The organism is Ruminiclostridium sufflavum DSM 19573 (genome assembly GCF_003208175.1).
In the GTDB taxonomy this organism is placed as follows: Bacteria; Bacillota; Clostridia; order Acetivibrionales; family DSM-1351; genus Ruminiclostridium; species Ruminiclostridium sufflavum.
This window is the reverse complement of the sequence record NZ_QKMR01000025.1, coordinates 1-22945: the sequence shown is the minus strand read 5'-3', so window position 1 is coordinate 22945 and position 22945 is coordinate 1. Positions and strand designations below refer to the sequence as shown.

Genomic DNA, 22945 nt, shown 5'->3' with positions numbered 1-22945 from the left:
TATATCAAGACGATGTATATTATTCAGAAGATATACATCGTCTTTTCGGATAAAGCTATAGCCTCAAAACTATTTGATATAAGGAGGTATTAAATGCATAAGCAAAGAAAAATTAAAACTATAAGAGGGATACTGTCAATCTTCATGATTTCCGTACTTGTCACAGGGCAGCCTGCTGCTTCAGGTGCGGTATCGGCAAAGGAGGAGGCAGCTTCCGAAACGGTTTCATCCTCAAAGTTCACTCCGGCTGAAGGCTGGGAGGATTACAATTACTTTAATTTTGCTGAAGCCCTGCAAAAATCCATTTACTTTTATGATGCCGAGAAATGCGGACCGGGCATTTCAGGCGGAGAAATTGAATGGAGAGGTGACTGCCATGTGGGTGATTGCAATATTCCCCTTGAAAACACTTCCCTCTCGGCTGATTTTATAAGCAAGTATAAAAAAATACTGGATCCCGACGGAGACGGGGCAGTAGATGTGCACGGCGGCTTTCATGATGCCGGAGATCATGTCAGGTTCGGTCTTCCTCAAAGTTATACGGCAGGCACCTTGGGGTGGGGCTTTTATGAATTCAGGGAGGCTTTCAGAAAATCAGGTCAGGAAGAGCATATGCTTGAGATTTTAAAATGGTTCACCGATACCTTTTTACGCTGCTCCTATCTCGATGAAAAGGGTAATTTGATTGCTTTTTGCTATATGGTAGGCGAAGGGGATCTGGATCATTCCTACTGGGGTCCCCCCGAGCTTTATCCTGAAAATATTCCGAGACCGGCGGATTTTGCAACGGCAGAGTCTCCCGGCAGTGATGTTTGCGGCAGTACCGCTGCGGCACTTGCCACCTCCTATTTGAATTTTAAGGAGGACGAGCCGGAGTATGCCGGTAAATGCCTTACCGTCGCAAAGGCAATGTATGAATTTGCAAAGAAAAACAGAGGAATGTCAAAGGGTGACGGTTATTACACCTCCGCCTACGATGACGATGAAATGGCTTGGGCGGCTGTATGGCTTTATGCCTGTACCGGTAATATGGACTATATAAAAGATATAATGTCGGTATCGGAAGATGGATTTTATACCGGCTATATAAAAAGGATTATACCTGATACCTTTAATACCAATATGTGGTTTAATACATGGGTTCACTGCTGGGATGCGGTATGGGGGGGAGTGTTTCTTGAGCTGAACTCCTTATTCCCTGAAAATGAGCTGTATGACTATATATCGCGCTGGAATGTTGAGTATTTGTCAGGAGGAATGGCAAAGCACAAGGAGTCCAATGACAACGGCTATACTACAACCTCGCCTGCCGGGTATACGATGATTAACGGCTGGGGTTCAGCCCGTTACAATACGGCTGCCCAATTGTCGGCACTTGTATATATGAAGCATCATCCTGACAGAACAGATTTCGGAGAATGGGCAAAGAGCCAGATGGAGTATATTATGGGGAGAAACCCCATGGGATATTCGTACATAGTGGGCTACGGCTATGAGCAGGGACTGCCTTTTGCTTCTCATCCTCATCACAGGGCAGCTCACGGTTCAAAAACCTTGAGCATGAATGATCCGCCGGAGCACAGGCATATTTTATGGGGAGCTCTTGTAGGAGGGCCTGATAAGCAGGATTATCATCAGGATGTGACCACTGATTTTGTTTACAATGAGGTTGCTGTTGACTATAATGCCGCTTTTGTGGGTGCATGTGCAGGATTATACGAATATTACGGGGAGGGACAGCAGGTTATACCTGATTTCCCTCCGAAAGAGCCGAAGGCTGATGATTATTATTGTGAGGCACGGGTTGAAAGGGAAATTAAAGAGAGCTCGCAGGTGGTTATCAAATTGCATAATGAATCCAGCCAGCCTCCTCATTATGAAACGGGTATGAAGGCAAGATATTTCTTTAATATAAGCGAATTGCTTGCTTGCGGACAGTCTATAGAGGATGTGGAAATGAGCATTGCATATGATGAGCAGATATCCCTGCAGGATTTGCCGATTACTTACAAAGGGCCTGTTAAATGGGATGATGCGGGAACATATTACTACGAGTTTGATTGGAGCGGCAGGGAAATATACGGCGACAGGGAGCTTGCATTTATTTTAACAGCAAAGCAGGATTCCAATTACATGACTCACTGGGACCCTTCAAATGACTGGAGCAGAAAAGGTCTTACAGATACTTATGCGGTAGCGGAAAATGTACCCGTATATATGGATGGCGTTCTGGCATACGGAAAGGAAGCACCCAAGCTGAATCCGTCAGATCCCGGTGAAAATCCTGATACCAGTCCTCCTTCAATCAAGGTTTTATACAAGTATGGGGCAGCTCATAGCCTTAAAAATACAATAAGAGCTACAATCAATATAATTAATAACGGAACTGTTCCTGTGAGCTTATCAGAAATAAGGCTCCGATATTGGTTTACCTGTGACGGAAGTCAGCAGAACACTTTCACATGTGAATATGCACCCTGCGGGACTGAAAATGTTAAAGGCAATTGCTTCAGCATGGAAAAGCCTGCGGAGGGGGCCGACAGCTATTGTGAGCTCTCATTTACAGATGCCGCCGGCAAGCTTGCTCCGGGCGGCAGTACGGGAGACATACCCTTCAGGATAGACGGAATATCGGATTTTGACCTTACAAATGATTATTCCTGCGATTCCGGACAGGATAGCTCTCTTGGAGAAAATGACAGAATTGCTGCTTATATCAAGGATAATCTTGTATTCGGAAAAGAAGCCGCTGCAATCGGCTCTGATTTTAAACCGGGTGATGTAGATAACAGCGGAAGCATTGATGCAATTGATTTTGCAATTATGAAAAAGTACTTGCTGGGAGCAGTTGAACTAGATTCTCAGAGCTTTATCAGAGCAGATGTAAACAAGGATAATGCTGTCAATGCAATTGACTATGCGTTAATGAAAAAATACCTGCTGGGAGCAATAAGCTCCTTTGATTAAGCTTAATAAATGAACGACAAAGGCTGTACGCTTATGGATATGCTCCCTTGTGGAAATGCAAGGGGGCATATTTTATAAGTAATAATAAGTTGATTGCAATTTGAACTCATTGATTGAATTTAAATATAAAAATAAAAGCAATTATTATCGGGCCTGCAAAAATTAAATTATTATGGTAGAATAAATGAGGAATGTTTTTATTTATTGGAGGTATGAAGCTTATGGGATATTCACCTTTTGGCGGCATGATGTTCGGCATAGTGCCTATAATTATATTTATAGGGTTTATATTTGTATTCGGTACTATTATTGTACGCTCGTTACAGGGAGCAAAGCAGTGGAAGAAAAATAATGATTCACCTGTGCTTACCGTTGATGCGGTTGTTGTCACAAAAAGAGCTGATGTACGGCATTATCATCACAATGCCGGAACAGATAATATGAGCCATATGTCATCCAGCACTGCGTATTATGCTACCTTTGAATTTTCAAGCGGAGACCGCATGGAATTCAAGGTGGGTAATGACGAATATGGCATGCTTGTGGAAAGGGATACGGGAAGGCTTACATTTCAAGGTACTCGATATCTTGGATTTGAACGCATAAAGGCTTGAGGATGCTGTAAAAAGCTGTTGGTTAAGGATTTAACAGAAAGGGAAAGCATTATGTCACAGGTAATATTAGGAAAGACAGGAATCAGTGCTAATAAAAACGGATTTGGAGCACTTCCCATTCAGCGTATCGGCAGGGAGGCTGCGAGGGAACTTCTTAGAAAAGCGTATGACAGCGGTATTAATTTCTTTGATACCGCAAGATTTTATACAGACAGCGAAGAAAAAATAGGATATGCTCTCGGCGATGTCCGCGAAAAAATTTATATTGCATCAAAAACAATGACGGTCAATGTAAAAGATTTCTGGGAGCAGCTGAATACATCACTCAGCTTTCTAAAAACGGATTATCTGGATATATATCAGTTCCATAATCCTGCTTTTTGTCCAAAGTCCGGTGATGGCACAGGGTTGTATGAGGCAATGCTTGAAGCCAAGGACAAAGGTATGATACGTCATATCGGTATTACCAACCACAGAATAAAGATTGCTGCTGATGCTGCCGAATCAGGCTTGTATGAGACAATTCAGTATCCCTTCAGCTATCTGGCCACAGATGAGGAAACAGAGCTTGTAATTAAATGCAGAAAATACGGAATAGGCTTTATTGCAATGAAGGCATTGTCAGGCGGACTTATTTCCAATTCTGCGGCAGCGTATGCATATTTGGCACAGTATGACAATGTTCTGCCTATCTGGGGTATACAGAGAGAAAAAGAGCTTGAAGAATTTGCAGGATATATTGATAATCCTCCTGTTCTAAATCGGGAGCTTTCTGCTGCCATTGAGCAGGATAAAAAGGAGCTTGGAGCAGAGTTTTGCAGAGGCTGCGGCTATTGCCTGCCATGCCCCGCAAATATTGATATTCCCACTTCAGCACGGATGTCGCTGATGATTAAAAGGGCACCCGCCTCCATATACCTGAATAAAGAGTGGCAAGGTAAGATGAAAAGGATAGATGACTGTATAAACTGCGGACATTGTAAAAGTCATTGCCCATACGGTCTGGATACTCCTGAGCTGCTGAGGAAAAACTGGAGGGACTATAAGACTTTCATTTAGACAACTATCGGGGTTCCACAGGTACCGGGTTTTGAACGTTTGACGGACTTATTGTGAATCCTCCGGGATAATCCAGCAGGCCTGATATTACTCTTACGGCTTCGGCCCTTGTTATATTGTTTCTTGGCCTGAAGGTACCATCAGTATAGCCGGATAAAATGTCATTCATAGACAGAACAATGATAGACTTGTTTGACCAGGTATTTTTTTCTGGACTGACATCACTGTAAAGCTTTTCGGAAAAATCCACAGTATCCGGGCTGAATAGAACCTTATCGCAAATTACCGCAAACTCTTCTCTTGTTATTTTTTGATTGGGCTTAAACAGATTTTTCCCGTATCCTTCAAAGATGCCGTACTTTTTTGCGGTTGATATGCCTTTTTCAGCCCAATGGCCTACTGTGTCGGTGAAGGGTGCTGTTTCGGCAGTCTCATTTTGCAGGCCTAGCATTTTTACCAGTAATACGGCGGCCTGTGCTCTTGTCAGATATCCGTTAGGTTCAAAGCGATTGCCCGGCATACCGCTTATGATATCCTTTTCATAAAGTGCAATAATGAAGCTTTGTGCCCAGTTATTGTCAATATCAATAAAGGGTTTTCCAATTAACCATGCACTGTAATTCTGCCAGAAGTGGTCAGGCTCTTGGCCCAGAGCCCAGCTTCCGGCACCGCCCAGCTTATACTTTGAAACCAAGGACAGCTTTTTTTCAATTGATGCTTCATTTTCGTACCAAATATCATAGATTCCTGCCGAAAGCTTGTTGGTTCCCCAGATTAATGCATTGTCGGTTTCTGAAATTGTCAATGTGGCACGGGCACATTGGGCTGTTTCATCATACCAGGATTTGGCAGTATAAGAGGATACAAGTCTTTCTGCATCTGATACGGTTATTCCGTAGCCTCCTGTCTGTGAGCCCTGTTTCCAGTATCGGCCGTAAAAAGGTATGCCAAGTATGATTTTAGAGGGTTGTACATATTTGACAGCGTATGAAACAGATTTCTCAACAAAAGAAAAGCTGGCAACGGCACCCGGGGTACCGCCTGTGTAGTGCTCATCATAAGCCATTATAAAAAGCCGGTCGCTTAAATTCCCCAAGGCGGCATAATCATAAGAGCCCTGCCATCCTGTGGTGGTATTCCAGGGATTTGGCGCCACGCAAACCATGATTGCTTTACCGGAAGGCAGTGCCGCTCTCAAAAGCCTTATGAAATCTGTAAGGTTGTCCTTGTCAGACTCAGTAAGGTTTTGAAGATCAATATTAACACCGTCGCATTGTAGAGCTGTTATCTGACCGGCAAGCTCGGCGCAGAAGCTTTTACGGTTTGCAACTGCTGCTCTTCCAAGACTTCTGTCCCAGTTGTTGCTCAGGTATGGAACTACCTTTATATTTTTTGCATGCATTGTCTGAACAAATAAGGGGTCGACTTTAATTGTATTTTTCAAGGTTCCGTCGCTGTTTATTTCAAAATAATCAGGACAGACTGTTTGTATATTTGTACCGGTACGTTCAACATTTTTTATATAGGTGGTTGTATTCCCTGCAAATAAATAGGCTATACTTTCATAAGCACAGATGTCAGACTGGTATGCGAAAATAGCTATAATAAAAGGCAGGCATACCTTTAAAAACAAAATATAAGTATATCTTTTTTTGGTCATAGAGCGGTTTGAGCGTATTGACATTTTAAGGCACCTTCCTGAGATTTATAATAAAATACAATTATAGACCTGTAATCTCAATTGTATTTTTCTGCACTATTGCATTTATTCTAAATAATATATCTTAAATTATTATTACTAAGTATTTTTTTGATATTCATTAAAAATACTGGTATTTATTAATAAACTGTTCCTTAGAAAGCAAGACTTTTTAATATGGAGATAGTTCTTTACTTGCATGATCGAAATATAGTATTATTTGTCGGGCTTTGTTTCGCTGATACGGCATCATAGGCTGGAAATTCAGACAATATTTCACATAAAACGTATTATAAAATATGTAGAATGAATTTTGATATATTAAGAAATGAAAGGGTAAAGGAGGTTTCTAATGAAAAGAAAGATTTTTTTTGCTGCTGTAATTGCTTTTATGTTATTTTCGCTGACAGGCTGTATTCCGGGAGACGGCACATATACGGCAGATAAGCCTGCAGGATTCTTATGGGGCATATGGCATGGATGGATTTCACCGATTTCTCTCATTGTAGGGCTATTTGATAATAATATAAAAATATATGAGGTCTCAAACACCGGCTGGTGGTATGATTTCGGTTTCTATATTGCTATTATCAGCGGATTTGGCAGCTTATCCCTATCTCGCAGAAAGCGATCCAAAAAAAATAATGACTAATCCTTTAAGCAAATATACAAAATTTTTTATTTGGCAGCCTCAGTTATTTAGTTACAGCTGCAAATAGTTTGATATATTTGATATAATAGCAGATAGTAATAATATAATTCCATAAAAGGTAAAAATATTATATGACAGAGGGGTGTTTACTATTTGAGACTAAAAAGCGGTATCTCGTTCCTTCAGGCTGCTCCGTTGCTGGTATTGATAATATTAATATTTTTTTGCCGTATCCCCGTATATGCTGATGATACCAGTCTGGGCAGAACCCCTGAAGGAGTTTTCCCGATTCTTGAGGGTGATGTGGTGATGGAATCGGAAGAAATAACGGTTGATATGGAAAAGAATAAGGTTGAATGTATTTTTGTTTTTCATAATACAGGAAAGAGCAAACCGGTGTATATGGGCTTTCCCGGCAAAATAAAGGATCCGGGCAGTGAGCTTACGGATGCGGTAGACCTTGAGCTGAGAAATTTTAAAACGTTTGTAAAAGGGAAAGTGCTTCCTGTTTCTCTCGAAAAAAGTGTGCAGGGAAATAATGAGGATTTGACTGCTTACAGCGAGTTTTTCACCTTTACGGTGCCCTTTAAAGAGGATGAGCGTATTACGGTACGCAATACCTATGACTTCACACCGACATACGATTCTCTCGGCACTGTGTACTGCGGGTATGTACTGGAAACAGGAGCCATGTGGAAGGGAAATATAGGCTCCGCAAGGGTTACCTTCAAGCTCGGGAGTATAAAGCCCTGCCAGATAGAGAAGCTTAATCCGGGCGGCTTTATATTTGACGGAAGCAATCTTGTATGGCACCGGACTGATTTTGAGCCAAAATACAATCTTAGGGTAAATTATAATAATTACCGTTATACCTCGAGATTTTTAGATGACATAGCAGGTGATGACAAGATAAAGCAGGAGGTTAACCAAAAAGTAGAAAGCTATGGTATAGTAAAAGAATTAGCGGACAGAAATCAGACCGAGGAGCTTCTTTCCTTATACCGTAAGGCTGTTGAGGAAAAGGATGCAATAATGGCTTTGTATATCAGAAGCCATCTGCCGTCTGGCAAAATACCGGAGGAGAAAACCCGGATTGAATATGTGGCCCTTGAGAAGGAATACGGACGGGAGCTTGCGAGATGCTATACCTCCGGACCGGAGGCTGCACATATACAATTTAAAATAAGTCATTCCGAAAACGGAAAAATTATTGAGGATGCTGCCGAGGAAGGAATTACGGGCTACAGTCTTGAATATTTGACTCCGGGAAAGGCTTACAGCATTTCATTTACCTTAACTGACTGGATGGATAGAACCGAAACAAAGGAAATATTGTATAAGGCTCCGGAAAAGGAAGCTGCTGCCTCGGCGGAGGAATCGACTCAGAGCCCGGACACTGCGATGGCATCTGCTTCGCAGACGGCTGTTTCGCCTGACTCTGGAAATTCTGGTGAACCCTCAATGGATAATTCAGAAGCTAAGAACGGAATTGACGCAAGGCTTATTGCAGCGATACTGTCAGGAGTTATTCTGATTGGGTTTGCAGTGGTATCGGCAATAATTATCCGCAAAAACAAAAGAGTTGATTAACAGGAACTGATAATTTTATACCGGTAAACCGGCTTGGAGGTTAAGATAAAAAGATGCTGGATAATTTAAAAGATATTCTCGCCAGGCAGAAAGACACTCTGGAAAAGCTTGAAGGGGAAATTTCTAAAATTGAAGCAAATGACCTTGTAACTGAAAATCAAAGCTTAAAGACAGAGCTTATTAAATGCCAATCAGCTATGAAAAACGAAAGAGACTGTAATTCAAAGCTTTCGGAAGAAAATAAAAATTTGAAAAATGCTCTTTATGAGCAACTGTATAATGAAAAAATCCAGATATTAAATTCATCCGACAAAAGGCTTAAGGCATATTACAGCTCCAATATTCAGGGAGAGCTCAACAGATTAACAGCCTATGAAATGTCTGTTAAAAAACGGATTGATGACATGGCAGGCATATTGAGACAAAACAGAATAGAGCTTTCGGCTGATATGAATGAAAGAATCGATGAATTAAGAAGGCTGCTAGATGCAAAGGCAGCAGAGGCCCGGACTGAGCTTCAGAAAAATGCGAAAGCCTTCAGCGAGGCAAGAGCCGCTGAGTTTGAAAGGCTGAGACAGGAGCAGGTTACAGACCAAGAGATTAAGGAGCGTGTAAAACAGAATAATATCGAAGCCTTTATAGGACTAAATATCATAAATAAAATAGGCATTCTTCTACTTATCATCGGAGTAATAGCAGCCTCGCAATATACATATTTCAAGTTGCCGGATACGCTTAAATGCATTTTTGCATTTGCCTTGGGAGGTGCTTTGCTTGCAGCCGGTGAAATTCTGAACCGTAAAAAACCGAATATTTTTTCTCTGGGCATTACAAGCGGAGGTATAGCAATACTGTATGCTGCATTAGCTATAAGCTTCTTCAGGTTTGAGGTTTTAGACAAATATCCTGCTTTAGGCTTGTGCATTCTTATAACAGCAGGAGCCTTTGTCCTGTCCCAGAGATACAATTCTCAGACTATTTCGGTGTTCGCAATGGTTGGAGGCTATCTTCCTGTTTTCTCAATTGCAGGCAATAAAGCCATGCTATATGGTGCTATGATTTATTTTGTTATACTGAATGTTTTTGCACTTATTATTTCAGGCAAAAGGAAATGGTCTGTTACGGCATATATCGGATTTTGGCTCAATGTGGCAGGCTCTGTTTATATATCGGCTTCAATGCTTAAGGGAAGGTGGTATGATGCTCCGGCCTCGGGAGAGGATATAGCAACAATACTTTATATTACCTTTGCTTTTTTGATATACACCCTTATACCTGTTATGGGAACCTTCAGGGAAAAACTCAGCTTTAAAAACTCTGACATAGTTTTGCTTGCATTAAATACCGTAATAAGTGCATTGATTTTGTATAGTGTTTTTTATGCTGTTAATTTGTCAGACTGCACAGGACTTCTTGCTGTTGCTTTTGCCGCTGTTTATGTGGCTTTGGGCAGGTTCGTTGAAAGGCGCATGCCAAAGGAACAGAAGGCGAGAGCTTTGTTTTATATCACAGGGCTTACGTTTGCAGTTCTGATAATACCGTTCCAGTTCGAACATGTATGGTTCTCTTTAGGCTGGCTGGCAGAAGGCATTGCAATTCTTTCATACGGTATATATAAAGAAATAAAGTCCTTCAGACGAGCCGGAACCGTTATATCCTTACTGTGCCTTCTGGCTTTTATCGGATTTGACCTTACAGACATCAGCAGCACGCTGTTTGTATACAAGTATCTGGCTGTAACGGCGGGCAGCATTATTGTTCTGGGGATATCGGCATATAAAAAGAAGCTTTCGGGAAGGCCTGTACAAGTTTTTAAGTATGCGGCTGTCATAAACATCTGGTTTTTCTCATTATATATTATAGGGAGCAAATTAGACGGACTTTTGACAAAATTGATGCTGTCAGGCAGCTTTGATTCTGATTATCTGATTACCGCCGCCATGGTTTTAGCCAGCTTTACAATAGCATATATCATTCCAAGGCTCAAAATTCTTTTTGACAGCTTCATGAAGGCCCTTTCGGTCATAATTTATGTTATAGGGCTGATTTTATTGTTTGCATTGAATTTCAATTCGCCTGTGGCAGGACGCTTGTATGAAGTGCCTCTTCCTGCCGGTATACTCGGTACAATGGAATTGGCAGCCATAGCCTTGCTGTCGGTTTTTGTGGTAAGGGATATGGTATTGACTCTTGTCACCGGCAAAAAGCTTGGAATAGAATGGTATCCGCTGATAGTATCCTTTTATTCTGTGGTGATTTTAACTCAGAATCTGATAACTCAATACAATCTGGAAATGAATAACGCAGCAATAAGTATAATATATCTGATTACTGCTTTTTCATGGATTATCTTCGGTTTTATAAGGAAATACGCCTTAATAAGGAGGTTTGGGCTTGGCCTGTGCATATTGGCAGTTGCAAAGCTGTTTCTTATTGATCTGTCCTTCCTGTCTCAAGGCCATAGGGTGGTATCGTATTTTGTATTTGGAGTGACGTTAATTGCAATATCCTTTGTTTACCAATATTTTAATAAAAGAATAGATATGATAAGCGGGGTAGTATCAGATGAAAAAAATAATAACGGCTAATATTTTAATATTACTTGTTTTATGCTCTGCCGGAGTGTGCGGCTGATTTGCTTGAAAATAGCGGCAGCAGGAAGATGTCACAGCTACATCAATAGAAGTTTCCTCAAACAATGAAGCTATTTAAAGAAACGGCACAGCAAAAATAACTGTGCCGTTTCTAATTCAGCTTACTTCAATCCCAGATTCTCAAATATTGCAGTGCTGACATCAGCTTTATTAAGCGTGTAAAGGTGGATACCCTTGACACCAAAGCTCAGCAGACTGGATATTTGCTTTGCTGCAAATTCAATGCCGGCCTTTTTAAAGTCCTCAGGCTTGTTTTGATATTTATCAAATATCGTTTTTAACTCCGCAGGTATTGAGGCACCGGATAAATCTACTATTGTACGGATTTGTCCGGAGGATGTAACAGGCATTATTCCCGCTGAAACAGGAACTGAAATGCCGTAATTAACGAGCTGCTCATAAAAACGATAAAATCTGGTGTTGTCAAAAAACAGCTGTGTAAGAAGGAAGTCCGCACCTGCCTCTATCTTGGATTTCAAAAAATACAAATCCTCCTCCTGATTGCGGGATTCGGGATGCACCTCAGGATAGCAGGCGCCGCCTATGCAGATGTCTGATTTTTGCTTTATATTATTAACAAGGTCTATGGCATATTTATAGGGGCGGCTCCCATATGCTTCATCGGACATGTCCTTCGGACGGTCACCTCTTAGAGCAAGAACATTGTTGATTTGATTTTCCTTCAATTTGCCCAGATATTTGTTGAAAGCAGGTTCATCCAAGGATACGCAGGTTAAGTGTGCAAGTGCTTCTATACCGCATGTGTTCTGGACATATGAGGCAATATCCAGAGTTCTCCTGCTTGTACTGCCTCCGGCTCCGTATGTAATACTTATAAAATCAAGCTTTAAGCCCTTGAGCTCATCCAAGGCATTGAAAATTAACGGAAAGTCCTCCTCCTTCTTAGGCGGAAACACCTCCAGGGAAAATACGGTTTTTTTCCCTCTGTAAATATTTTTAATCATGCAGCCTCCTGTCACGTCTAAGTCAATTATAAAAAATATTTTCGGATTAACATATTCATTTAATCATAAAGCCAATTAAGGTTAAAACCTTGGAAAGATGGAATAACAGCAGATGGCAATTGGCTTTTGTTTATTATATCATAAAAGTAAGAAAATGATATTTATTTATATGTTTAAGGCAGCCTTCAAAGAACAAAACCTGTTTGAAAAGGTTGCCAAAACATTATATAATTATAGCAATGACCAAATAGAGGACGGCTTGAAAAATCGGATTGTGCAGATATTTAGCCCGGTATATGCAAATGGAGGTTACATTGAAAAGTAAAAGAAATAAAAAGCAGGATAACGTAATAGCTATAATCAATAAAAATAAATCCAATAAAAAGAAAACAAAAATAAAAGCTGGGAAACTTACAAAAAAGAGACTGCTTGCAGGCTTGTATGTATTGTTTATATCAGGCATATTTATAATGGCAGCTGTATTGATTTTAAACGCATATGTCAAAGCTTCGGTAAGGGACAAGATTATTACGGGGGAGCAGGCTGCTTCCATTGATTCAGACTGTGTTCTGATTCTGGGGGCAGGTGTGTGGAGTGATGGAAACCCCAGCGCAATGCTGGAAGACAGGCTTTTGGAGGGAATCAAATTATATAATGGCGGAGCATCGGAAAAACTGCTCATGAGCGGAGATCATGGCAGAAACGAATATGATGAGGTCAATGTCATGAAGAAGTTTGCAATTGACAGGGGAATTCCTTCCGAGAATATTTTTATGGATCATGCGGGCTTTTCTACATACGAAAGCTTATACCGCGCAAGAGACATATTTGGAGCTGGCAAGATAATAATTGTAACACAGAAGTATCATCTGTACCGTGCGCTGTATATTGCCGACAAGCTAGGAATAGAGGCATACGGTGTTGCCTCTGACCCAAGAAGATATGCAGGCCAGATGAGAATGAGCTTTAGAGAGATCTTAGCCAGAGTAAAGGATTTCTTCAATGCAATCGTTCAGCCTGAGCCCACATTTCTGGGAGATACGATATCAATAAGAGGAAACGGGGATGCTACAAATGATTAACCAGAGCTTTGCGCCGTGGTATTTGCCAGGCCGGCTGATTTAAAAGGGCCCAGCAGGAACATGTTTGAAAGAATCATTGCCATTTCCTCAGGAGATTTTTCCATGCCGTTTTCAAGCCACTGCTGTATTACTCCCAGATGTGCCGAAAGAACATAAGCAATTAAGTATGACTCCGGGACCAGCATGTTTTCTTGTATTAATACGGAATTATCTTCAAAGAGGCAGGTTTTTATAATTTCCTTCAGCTTGCGTGCAAAGATAGGGTCACCGTTGCAGCCTAAAATAGCATTCATAAATACGGCATTTTCCTTCAAATATTCAAAGAGCTTTATCATAAAGGGCATCGGCTTATTTACCGAAGCGGCATCCTTTAAGGCAAATTTGCTTATTGTTCTGCAATTGCAGATAAGCTCCTGAATTATTTCATCCTCTATTTTTTTCAGCAAATCATATTTGTCATTATAATGCAGGTAAAAGGTACCCCTGTTAATATCGGCTTTTACGGCTATATCAGTTATTGAAATATCATTAAAGCCTTTTTCTTCAATTAGCTGAGAGAAGGCAGACCGTATCATCTTTTTTGTTCGTTTGGATCTTCTGTCATCCGATGCTTTTATCATGTTCTCATCCCCGGTTAAAAATCATATAATGTTAGTATACATAAATAGAATTATAGACAAATGAACTGAATGTGTCAATTAAAACACATAATTTACAATAATTGTTCATTGAATAGCTGAATAAATATATTATAATATACATACAGACTATTAATCAACAGCCTGTTGTTTAAGCGTTGTTTATCTTATAGATTGTATATAGCTGCTGGGGTTATCAGGCACATATGGTTTTGTTTATTTTATGCCAAAGGGGGCAATTAAAATGGGTTATATTAACGGTTTGTTTCATGCCGGGATTGACATAGGTTCAACTACGGTTAAGGTAGTAATCCTGAATGATGAAAACAAGCTTGTATACAGCAAATATGAAAGGCATTATTCAGATATTAAGAACAAGCTGAGGGAGCTGCTTCTCGATGCATACAAAATAGTAGGTGATGCCGCACTGACAATCGTAGTTACCGGGTCTGGAGGCATAAGCCTTGCCGATGGCATGGGGGCGGCTTTTACCCAGGAGGTCATAGCTTCCACGAAGGCTATTAAAACCTTTTATCCTGAAACAGATGTAGCTATTGAGCTTGGCGGTGAGGATGCAAAGATTACGTATTTCAACGGCGGCGTTGAACAGAGAATGAATGGCACCTGCGCCGGCGGAACAGGTTCTTTTATAGACCAGATGGCAACCTTGCTCAGAGTGGATGCAGCCGGTCTTAACGAATTGGCAAAAAGCAGCGGTACCATTTATCCTATTGCTGCCAGATGCGGAGTTTTTGCAAAGACAGATGTTCAGCCGCTGCTGAATGAAGGAGTTGCAAAGGAGGATATTGCCGTATCTGTCCTTCAGGCGGTTGTTATTCAGACAATAAGCGGTCTGGCTTGCGGAAGGCCTATAAGGGGCAATGTGGCATTTCTGGGAGGGCCTTTATACTTTCTTTCCGAGCTGAGAAACAGATTTATAGATACATTGAAACTGGAGGATAATCAGGTGATTTTTCCTGATAATTCGCAAATATTTGTTGCAATAGGAGCCGCGCTGTCCTCTGTTAATGAAAAACCGGTACAGTTTAAAGCCTTATTAAATAAAATGGAAAATTTCGGAGAGGTTCACATAGCCGAATCAAAAAGACTTGAGCCCCTTTTTGCCGGTGAAGGCGAATACAGGAAATTTAAAGAGAGACATGGAAGAAGCACCGTAAAAAGAAGGGATATTTCCTCCTATGAGGGGAAATGCTTTTTGGGAATTGATGCCGGTTCAACCACTACAAAGGCGACTCTTATAGATGAAGCAGGAGCGATTTTGTATTCGTATTACGGAAGTAACGAGGGAAGCCCTCTGAATTCAACAGTAAAAGTGCTTAAAGAGCTGTACGGTCTTTTGCCCGAAAAAGCAGTAATAGCAAATTCGGCTGTTACCGGTTACGGAGAGGGCTTGCTTAAGTCGGCGCTGAATGTAGATATAGGTGAAATTGAAACTATTGCTCATTACAAAGCAGCGGACTTTTTCTGCCCCGGAGTGGATTTTATTCTGGATATAGGCGGACAGGATATGAAGTGCTTGAAAATAAAGGACGGCAATATAGAAAGCATACTTTTAAATGAAGCCTGCTCTTCAGGCTGCGGTTCGTTTCTGGACACGTTTGCAAGCTCCTTGGGCTTGAGAATAGAGGATTTTGCCGCTCAGGCAATAACAGCGCAGAATCCGGTTGACCTGGGCTCCAGATGTACTGTTTTTATGAATTCAAGAGTCAAGCAGTCCCAGAAGGAAGGCGCCACTGTAGGAGATATTTCAGCAGGATTATCCTATTCCGTCATAAAAAATGCTTTGTTCAAGGTAATAAAAGTTAAAAGCCCGGAGGAAATGGGCGAAAAAATAGTGGTACAGGGAGGTACCTTTTACAATGATGCCGTACTCAGAAGCTTTGAGAAGCTGTCGGAAAGAGAGGCTGTCAGACCGGATATCGCAGGTATAATGGGAGCCTTTGGTGCTGCCTTGCTTTCCAAGGAGCGCTATGAGGAAGGAACGGTTTCAGATATACTGAATGAAAATCAGCTGGAGGACTTCAATGTTGATACAAGGGTTTCAAGGTGCGGCTTGTGTTCAAACAACTGCTTGCTGACAATTAATAAATTCGGCAACGGAGAAAAATTTATATCGGGCAACAGATGTGAAAGAGGTGCCGGAAAAGGAAAGGAGCAGAACCTTCTTCCAAACATATTCAAATACAAGTATCAGAGGCTTCTCAGCTATAAGCCTCTTGACAGGACTGCCGCAAGTAGAGGAACTGTAGGTATTCCGAGAGTTTTGAACATGTATGAGGATTATCCCTTCTGGTTTACATTTTTTACCGGGCTGGGTTTCAGAGTGGAGTTGTCAGACAGATCCTCAAACAAGCTGTACGAGAAGGGGATTGAAACAATACCCTCAGAATCGGTATGCTATCCGGCAAAGCTGGTGCATGGGCATATTGCCAATCTTATAGACAAAGGCGTAAAATTTATTTTTTATCCTTCCGTTACACATGAGAAGAGGGAGCAGGCAGAGGCGGACAATCATTTTAACTGCCCGATAGTAGCTTCATATCCGGAAGTAATTAAAAATAATATGGACATTTTAAGAGAAGAAAACATATTATTCCTGAAGCCTTTTTTGCCTTTTGACAATGAGAGCAGGATGGCACAGAGATTGTTTGAAGAGCTTGAGCAATTTGACATAGGAAAGGAAGAAATAAGGCAAAGCGCGGAAAAGGCATATGCAGAGCAGGAAAGCTTCAAAAACGACATAAGGCAGGCCGGTGAAAATGCTCTGAAAATAATTGAGCAGAGCGGGATTAAAGGAATAGTGCTGGCGGGAAGGCCTTATCACATTGATCCGCAGATTAATCACGGAATACCTGAAATGATTACTTCCCTTGGAATGGCGGTATTGACCGAGGATTCAGTATCTCATCTGGGGAAGGTTGAAAGGCCTCTGCGGGTAGTTGACCAGTGGGCTTATCATTCAAGGCTGTATGCAGCGGCAAGCTTTGTCGCGGAGCAGCATAATATTGAGCTGGTGCAGCTCAATTCCTTTGGCTGCGGACTGGATGCGGTAACGACAGATCAGGTTCAGGAAATATTAGCAGGAAACTCGAAAATTTATACCACACTGAAAATAGATGAAGGAAATAATTTGGGAGCTGCAAGAATAAGACTGCGTTCCTTGAAAGCAACAATTACTGAAAGAGAAAAGAGCGGCTTCAAGCTTAAAAAGGTTGACAGCAGCTTTAGGAGAGTACCCTTTACAAAGGAAATGAGAAAAAATCATACTATTCTGGCTCCTCAAATGTCACCTGTGCATTTTCAATTTTTACAGGAAGCCTTTAGGCTGTCGGGATACAATTTGGTGGTGCTTCCTTCAATTGATAATAAAGCCACCGAGGTTGGCCTTAAGTATGTAAACAACGATGCCTGCTATCCTGCGATAATAGCTATCGGTCAGCTTATGGAAGCCCTGCTGTCGGGCGAATATGATCTTGACAATACATCGGTCATGATATCTCAGACCGGAGGCGGGTGCAGAGCGACAAATTATATAGGCTTTCTGAGGAAGGCTCTGAAGGATGCAGGACTTGAAAGGGTTCCGGTAATATCCTTAAATGCCAATGGCATGGAGAAAAACCCGGGCTTTAAGTTTACGCCCGGTTTTCTGAATAAGGCAATGATGGCTTTGGTATACGGAGATTTGTTTATGAACGTGCTTTACAGGGTCAGACCTTACGAAAGGGTCAAGGGCTCGGCAAATGCCTTGTATGAGAAATGGACAAAGGTTTGCATTGATTCGCTTGAATCAGCCGGAAGAAGAGAGTTTAAGCAGATTATAAGAAATATTGTGCAGGAATTTGAAGAATTTGAAATAACTGACGAGGTAAAGCCAAAGGTAGGGCTTGTAGGAGAAATACTGGTGAAGTTCCATCCCACAGCAAATAACAATGCGGTGGCGCTGGTTGAAGCTGAGGGCGGAGAGGCTGTAATGCCGGGCCTTATAGATTTTGTATTGTACTGTGCCTACAATCAGGATTTCAAATACAGGAAGCTGTCGGGAAGCAAGCTGTCACAAACTGTGGGCAATGCGGCTATAAAGGCAATAGAAGCATACAGGCGCCCCTTGGTAAAAGCGCTGAACCGCAGCAAGAGGTTTCATGGGCCTGAGACTATACAGGAGCTTGCCAAGGGAGCGGCAGAGGTTTTGTCCTTGGGGAATCAGACAGGAGAGGGCTGGTTCTTGACAGGGGAAATGATTGAGCTGATAAACAGCGGTGTTAAGAACATTATCTGTATGCAGCCTTTTGCCTGTCTGCCCAATCATGTTACGGGGAAGGGTATGATGAAGGAGCTCAAGAGAGTTTATCCCGGAACCAATATAGTGGCTATAGACTATGACCCGGGCGCCAGTGAGGTAAATCAGCTGAACAGGATTAAGCTGATGATTTCCACAGCCTTTGAAAACATGAATGAGGTTAACAGGCGAAAGGAAAAATCTGATATGTACAGAGCGAAGCATATTAAAGAAATCAAGGATATTGCAGGAATGCTTTAAAAAGTAGGATTGTCCGCAGGATTCTTTTATTGTCCTGCGGATTTTCTTGTCATAAGCTTTTCACAGGCTGGTATGATATATGCGTCTGGCTGCCGAAAAATAATAGGCTTAATTCTTTTGAAGGCAAGAGAGCCTGTGTCGGGAGTCGAAAATAATAAATTTGAAAATTTGATTTACATTATTAACCGGGCTGAATAAGAGAAGCATCTATGGCAACGGGAAAATAAAATAGTCCCTTGAAGCAGCAAACAGTGCACAGATTTCAAAGTCAGTGCGCTGTTTTTTATTATGTTTATTTCAAGATATTTACTGCTTTAAATTGAAATGATAAAATTATTTTAGATTAACCAATACATGAAAAATTTAACAAAAAAAGCTGGTTGGCATCGTATAATTTTATTATGCTGAGGGCTTCAAGGGTACAGATTTAAGAACAGTATTGAGGTATAATTTTATAAAGCAGAAAGGAATCTTATGGCATTTATATATGAAAAAATTCCTGAGGGCGACAGGGAGTATTTTAATTCTTTTAATTTAAAAAGTCCTTTTACAGATAAACTCTTATATTCAAGTGAATGGACAATAGACAGAGAACGAGAAGCTTTTATGGCAGGTTTGGGAGGACAGGGCACATATGAATCGGAAATACCAATGTTTTATGCACTTGTGTGGAGAAAAAGTATTATTTATGATGGAAACCTTCAGTAAAGGAATCGGAAAGTACAATACAGGTGTCGAAATGTGGTGGAAGATAACTAAAATAGAAGCACCCAAAAGATTGCTTAAGGATAAAGACGAAATGATGGTATTGTTAAAGGAAGCGTTTGATGCACATGGAACTTCTGGAAAAAGAGATTGTGTCACAAAAGTTAACTTTGATTTTATTGCTACCCCTTGGTTTATCTGTGAAGGGAACAAATAATGGCTGCTATTGGGGACATAATTGATTATGCTTAAAATAATTTATAAAAATAAAAAGGAGAAAAAGAATATGGCATTTGTAACTGAACGTATGACAAAGGAAGAAAAGGATAATTTTGCGGCAAGAGCGATACCAAACCCGGGTAATAAATTTTTTATACTTAAACCATCAAAGTGGACAATTGACCGAGAAAATAATGTGATTCTAGTTTGGGCACTAGAAGAGAGAGAGGAGCCACATGATAATCATTTTCTTCTATGCTGGAAAGATACCCCTATTACAGTCAAATTAGGTGAATGTTGGACGGAAGGTTCGCCAAGGACTTGGGAGCTACGTCATATTAAGATTCCAGAGAATCTAAAGGCACAGCAGGATGAAATAATACAAATCCTAAAAGATGCACTAGAGGGTTATGGGTTCGATGGTGATCCAAAGGGAAATAACAAAACTACTAAGGTTCAATTTAATTTCTGATTGGGTATGTAGGGTTATAATAATATGAGCTTAGGTAACTTAACGTTTAGTGAGGCTATAGATGAATTATCTATAATGATGGAACATCCTGAATCTTTAACTAAGACAATGCTTGAATCACTTGTTGAAAGAGTATCTGTACAGGACTTGCAGGAACTAATGCAACTACTTATCTGTATAGTGGTCGTGTAAGTACTGATTTAAATGCAAATGATTTTACGCTTGTATATAAAAAATGGCAATTAGTCTTAATCAGAGCACCAGAAAAATGCTGATGCTGTGATTATGGTTAAAAATAATTTATAAAAATAAAAAGGAGAAAAGAGACTATGGCATTTGTAAATGAACGTATGACAAAGGAAGAAATGGCTGAATTCGAAGCAAAAGCAATACCAAATCCGGGGAATAATTTTATTACTCTTAGTCCATCTAGGTGGACAATCAATCGTGAGGGAAATGTATTTTTAGTAAAAGCATCTCAAAATCGAGAGGAACCTGACGAGTATTACTTTGTTCTATGCTGGAATGACATTCCTTTAGCTGTAAAGTTAAAGGAGACATGGGTAAAAGGCTCACCTCGTAAATGGGAATTGATTTCCTTACATATTAAGGAGAACCTTATAGAAAAGCGGTTTGAAATCCTCCAAAGCCTTAAGGAGGCATTGACGGTTTATGGCTATAATGGAAATCCAGACGAGCCATTTGATAACATCAATAAAAACACTAAAGTAGAATTCAATTTTTAATATTATAATTGGAGGATTTAATATATGAGTATAAGTAATTTAACATATATAGAAGCATTAGCTGAATTAGAGCAAATGATGGGGCATCCTGAGAATATAACCAAAGCTTCTCTTGAGGCTTTAGTAGAAAGGGTTTCTGTAGTTGATCCTGTTGCTGTACAAAATGCGACTATTTATCTGTATAGTGGTGTAAGTACTGATTTAAATGTAAATGCTTTTACGCTTGTATGTAAAAAATGACAATTAGTCTTAATCAGAGCATCAGAAAATACTGGTGTTGTGATTATGGTTAAAGAAATAATTTAAAAAATAAAAAGGAGAAAAAGAATATGGCATTTGTAAATGAACGTATGACAAAGGAAGAAATGGCTGAATTCGAAGCAAAAGCAATTAAGAACCCAGGAAATAGATTGTCTATATTTAGGCCATACCAATGGACAATAAACCGTGAAGAAAATATATATTTAATATGGGCACTAAGAGAACGCGAAGAACCGCATGATTATTATTTCCTTCTAGGCTGGAAGGGCACACTAATGCCAGTTAAGTTAAGAGAGTATTGGGCTAAAGGTTCTCCACGTATATGGTCACTCCTACATGTAAAAATTCCTGAGGAATTGAAAGTATATGAGCATGAGATTTCCAAAAGCCTAAAAAATGCTCTTACAGTTTATGCTTTCAATGGGAATCCAAGTGAACCTTTCAATAAGACAACAAACGTTGAATTTAATTTTTAATACAATAGAGGGGGAATAGATCATGAGTGTAGGTATCTTAACATATAAAGAAGCTCTTGCTGAATTGGAAACATTGATGGAACATTCTGAAATATTAACAAAGGCTGAACTTGAACAGCTTGTAAAAAGGATTTCGGTGGTTGATCCGATAGCAGGCTCAAATGCCACTACATATTTATATAGTGGGAGAGTATGTGATGGATTAAGTACAAATGATCTGGCTAAAGCTATTGGTGAATCTGATGGTTCTATGGCTAGAGTAATAGACCGCACCCCTGCTGCTGACTTCCTTAGTGATGGTAGATATGAAGCGGCTGTAGAGGCAGTATTTAAAAATGAAAATCCTGAACTGGCATTGCCCGAAAATCAATCTCTTCTTAAAAAAGATGTTGGGGACTATATGTATGACCCCCAAAATGGCCCATGGGCAAACCGCTCTGCTGAATTTGTGGAAACGGCTCACGGCAACGTAGAATGTATTATTCCTGATGCTAAATCTGGTCGTGTATGGTGGGAAACAGAATTTCCAAATGTTATGAACAACCCCAATGTGAAAAGTATCAATGGAATTCCGAAAGAAGACCTTTTAAGTACAAAGGAGTATTTCATAAAAGAATTAGGGTTTTCAGAAGAAAAAGCCTTGAATGGATTGCGAGAAACTATTATATATAAATCAAGCCAAGATATGTCATTAATTGATATTTTTAAAGGAGAAGATGGAATTCTTGGTGCAGATACTTCGAAACTTATAGGCGGGAGTAGAATTACACCACCTGAAGGGACTCTTGAAACAAGGACTGTCAGTGAAATGATGGGTAGTCTGTCTGAAGCTGAATTGAATGCCAAGTACCCTTTGTTAAATGAATTGTCTCAAAAAATTGGTAGTACTGATCCCAAAGTTCTTAGTGAAACAAATTCTATAGTAAAAACTATTGATCAGACCATGGGACAGTCTTCTGAATCGGGTCTGAAAGCTACATATTCGGTTTTAAGTGAAGCAGCAGAAAGTGTGAGAACCGCTCAGTATCTTAAAGCCCGAGGTATAACCTTCAAGGCGCTTGGAGCTGTGGGAGCCTTGTTAATAGCAGTAGATTGCGTAAACATGATAGGTGAGGCGGATAAAGCTTATAAAGCAGGTGACACTGAAGCAGGGAATAAAATTGTGCGCGACTGGACTCTTGAAACGGCAGGAGGCTTTGCAACAGCTGCCGCATTTGCAGAGGCGGTTGCGCCTTTTGCTTTAGCTCTGGGCACCTGCGGAGGGCCCTTGGGTATCGCGGGAGGAATCCTGCTTGAGCTTGGAGCAGGTGTTGTTGGCTGGATGGTCGGCAGTGAGCTTGGACATGCTGTCAGTGATTTTATTGGATGGCTCTTTGGAGAGGCTGAAGGTGCAAGTCCTCCCAGAATTGACCCTATTATCTTTGATTTAGACGGGGATGGAGTAGAAACGCTAAGTGTACAAAACGGGGTTCATTTTGACCTTGATAATAACGGATTCTCTGAAAAAAGCGGCTGGGTGGGCAGTGACGACGGGCTTCTGGTATTTGACAGAGACGGCAATGGTACAATTGATGCAGGTAAGGAGCTT

General features: G+C 40.6%; 18 protein-coding genes. 15 read left to right on the top strand and 3 right to left on the bottom strand.

What is annotated here, in order from left to right:
• Positions 1-93 precede the first annotated feature (93 nt).
• The 3 genes from LY28_RS16455 to LY28_RS16445 all read left to right on the top strand — a co-directional run bounded on the left by LY28_RS16455 (position 94) and on the right by LY28_RS16445 (position 4640).
• On the top strand, positions 94-2967 hold the full coding sequence (locus LY28_RS16455; RefSeq protein ID WP_110463275.1) for a glycoside hydrolase family 9 protein: 2874 nt from the start codon (positions 94-96) through the stop codon (positions 2965-2967).
• A 221-nt stretch (positions 2968-3188) separates the two neighbouring features.
• Positions 3189-3581, top strand: coding sequence for a DUF2500 domain-containing protein (locus tag LY28_RS16450; protein ID WP_110463274.1), 393 nt, complete (start codon positions 3189-3191; stop codon positions 3579-3581).
• 51 nt (positions 3582-3632) lie between these two features.
• Positions 3633-4640, top strand: a complete 1008-nt coding sequence (locus LY28_RS16445) for an aldo/keto reductase (protein WP_110463304.1) — start codon at positions 3633-3635, stop codon at positions 4638-4640.
• A gap of 4 nt (positions 4641-4644) precedes the next feature.
• Here the strand turns inward: LY28_RS16445 and LY28_RS16440 are convergent, their stop codons facing one another.
• Positions 4645-6324, bottom strand: coding sequence for an S-layer homology domain-containing protein (locus LY28_RS16440; protein ID WP_242981379.1), 1680 nt, complete (start codon positions 6322-6324; stop codon positions 4645-4647).
• Positions 6325-6691: 367 nt separating this feature from the next.
• Here LY28_RS16440 and LY28_RS16435 point away from each other — a divergent pair, with 367 nt between their 5' ends.
• From LY28_RS16435 to LY28_RS16425, 3 genes are all read left to right on the top strand, one after another.
• On the top strand, positions 6692-6991 hold the full coding sequence (locus tag LY28_RS16435; protein ID WP_110463273.1) for a hypothetical protein: 300 nt from the start codon (positions 6692-6694) through the stop codon (positions 6989-6991).
• A 153-nt stretch (positions 6992-7144) separates the two neighbouring features.
• Positions 7145-8581, top strand: a complete 1437-nt coding sequence (locus tag LY28_RS16430) for a hypothetical protein (protein WP_110463272.1) — start codon at positions 7145-7147, stop codon at positions 8579-8581.
• Positions 8582-8634: 53 nt separating this feature from the next.
• On the top strand, positions 8635-11169 hold the full coding sequence (locus tag LY28_RS16425) for a DUF2339 domain-containing protein (protein WP_110463271.1): 2535 nt from the start codon (positions 8635-8637) through the stop codon (positions 11167-11169).
• A 167-nt stretch (positions 11170-11336) separates the two neighbouring features.
• Here LY28_RS16425 and metF read toward each other — a convergent pair whose 3' ends face one another.
• Positions 11337-12200 carry a methylenetetrahydrofolate reductase [NAD(P)H] gene (metF, locus tag LY28_RS16420; protein WP_110463270.1) on the bottom strand — a complete coding sequence of 288 codons (864 nt, stop codon included), beginning with the start codon at positions 12198-12200 and terminating at the stop codon, positions 11337-11339.
• Between the two features lie 470 nt (positions 12201-12670).
• Here metF and LY28_RS16410 point away from each other — a divergent pair, with 470 nt between their 5' ends.
• On the top strand, positions 12671-13282 hold the full coding sequence (locus LY28_RS16410) for a SanA/YdcF family protein (RefSeq protein ID WP_242981383.1): 612 nt from the start codon (positions 12671-12673) through the stop codon (positions 13280-13282).
• Here LY28_RS16410 and LY28_RS16405 read toward each other — a convergent pair.
• Positions 13279-13902: a TetR/AcrR family transcriptional regulator gene (locus LY28_RS16405; protein WP_110463267.1), complete on the bottom strand. Its 624-nt coding sequence runs from the start codon at positions 13900-13902 to the stop codon at positions 13279-13281. The genes LY28_RS16410 and LY28_RS16405 overlap by 4 nt on opposite strands.
• Before the next feature lie 271 nt (positions 13903-14173).
• Here LY28_RS16405 and LY28_RS16400 point away from each other — a divergent pair, with 271 nt between their 5' ends.
• The 8 genes from LY28_RS16400 to LY28_RS16360 all read left to right on the top strand — a co-directional run.
• Positions 14174-18478 (top strand): 2-hydroxyacyl-CoA dehydratase, encoded by a 4305-nt coding sequence (locus LY28_RS16400; RefSeq protein WP_110463302.1) that lies wholly within the window; start codon positions 14174-14176, stop codon positions 18476-18478.
• Positions 18479-18952: 474 nt separating this feature from the next.
• Entirely contained in the window at positions 18953-19186 is a 234-nt protein-coding gene (locus LY28_RS16390) for a hypothetical protein (protein ID WP_110463265.1), read from the top strand.
• Positions 19167-19400 (top strand): hypothetical protein, encoded by a 234-nt coding sequence (locus LY28_RS16385; protein WP_110463264.1) that lies wholly within the window; start codon positions 19167-19169, stop codon positions 19398-19400. Before LY28_RS16390 ends, LY28_RS16385 begins: the two co-directional genes overlap by 20 nt.
• A 27-nt stretch (positions 19401-19427) precedes the next feature.
• Positions 19428-19874: a hypothetical protein gene (locus LY28_RS16380; RefSeq protein ID WP_110463263.1), complete on the top strand. Its 447-nt coding sequence runs from the start codon at positions 19428-19430 to the stop codon at positions 19872-19874.
• Positions 19875-20203: 329 nt separating this feature from the next.
• Positions 20204-20620, top strand: a complete 417-nt coding sequence (locus tag LY28_RS16375) for a hypothetical protein (RefSeq protein WP_110463262.1) — start codon at positions 20204-20206, stop codon at positions 20618-20620.
• Between the two features lie 24 nt (positions 20621-20644).
• Positions 20645-20860, top strand: coding sequence for a hypothetical protein (locus tag LY28_RS16370; RefSeq protein WP_110463261.1), 216 nt, complete (start codon positions 20645-20647; stop codon positions 20858-20860).
• Between the two features lie 89 nt (positions 20861-20949).
• A complete protein-coding gene (locus LY28_RS16365) occupies positions 20950-21357 on the top strand; it encodes a hypothetical protein (RefSeq protein WP_110463260.1) in 408 nt (135 codons plus the stop codon).
• Positions 21358-21379: 22 nt separating this feature from the next.
• Positions 21380-22945: hypothetical protein (locus tag LY28_RS16360; protein ID WP_133250204.1), on the top strand; the 1566-nt coding region annotated here is incomplete at its 3' end.

Excerpts from the sequence above, each read along its gene's own strand:
- LY28_RS16445 (WP_110463304.1), top strand. The coding sequence starts at position 3,633 with ATGTCACAGGTAATATTAGGAAAGACAGGAATCAGTGCTAATAAAAAC.
- LY28_RS16440 (WP_242981379.1), bottom strand. The coding sequence starts at position 6,324 with ATGTCAATACGCTCAAACCGCTCTATGACCAAAAAAAGATATACTTAT.
- LY28_RS16365 (WP_110463260.1), top strand. The coding sequence starts at position 20,950 with ATGGCATTTGTAAATGAACGTATGACAAAGGAAGAAATGGCTGAATTC.
- LY28_RS16435 (WP_110463273.1), top strand. The coding sequence starts at position 6,692 with ATGAAAAGAAAGATTTTTTTTGCTGCTGTAATTGCTTTTATGTTATTT.
- LY28_RS16455 (WP_110463275.1), top strand. The coding sequence starts at position 94 with ATGCATAAGCAAAGAAAAATTAAAACTATAAGAGGGATACTGTCAATC.
- LY28_RS16410 (WP_242981383.1), top strand. The coding sequence starts at position 12,671 with ATGGCAGCTGTATTGATTTTAAACGCATATGTCAAAGCTTCGGTAAGG.
- LY28_RS16370 (WP_110463261.1), top strand. The coding sequence starts at position 20,645 with ATGAGTATAAGTAATTTAACATATATAGAAGCATTAGCTGAATTAGAG.
- LY28_RS16380 (WP_110463263.1), top strand. The coding sequence starts at position 19,428 with ATGCTTAAAATAATTTATAAAAATAAAAAGGAGAAAAAGAATATGGCA.
- LY28_RS16405 (WP_110463267.1), bottom strand. The coding sequence starts at position 13,902 with ATGATAAAAGCATCGGATGACAGAAGATCCAAACGAACAAAAAAGATG.
- LY28_RS16425 (WP_110463271.1), top strand. The coding sequence starts at position 8,635 with ATGCTGGATAATTTAAAAGATATTCTCGCCAGGCAGAAAGACACTCTG.
- LY28_RS16450 (WP_110463274.1), top strand. The coding sequence starts at position 3,189 with ATGGGATATTCACCTTTTGGCGGCATGATGTTCGGCATAGTGCCTATA.
- metF (WP_110463270.1), bottom strand. The coding sequence starts at position 12,200 with ATGATTAAAAATATTTACAGAGGGAAAAAAACCGTATTTTCCCTGGAG.
- LY28_RS16390 (WP_110463265.1), top strand. The coding sequence starts at position 18,953 with ATGGCATTTATATATGAAAAAATTCCTGAGGGCGACAGGGAGTATTTT.
- LY28_RS16385 (WP_110463264.1), top strand. The coding sequence starts at position 19,167 with ATGATGGAAACCTTCAGTAAAGGAATCGGAAAGTACAATACAGGTGTC.
- LY28_RS16375 (WP_110463262.1), top strand. The coding sequence starts at position 20,204 with ATGGCATTTGTAAATGAACGTATGACAAAGGAAGAAATGGCTGAATTC.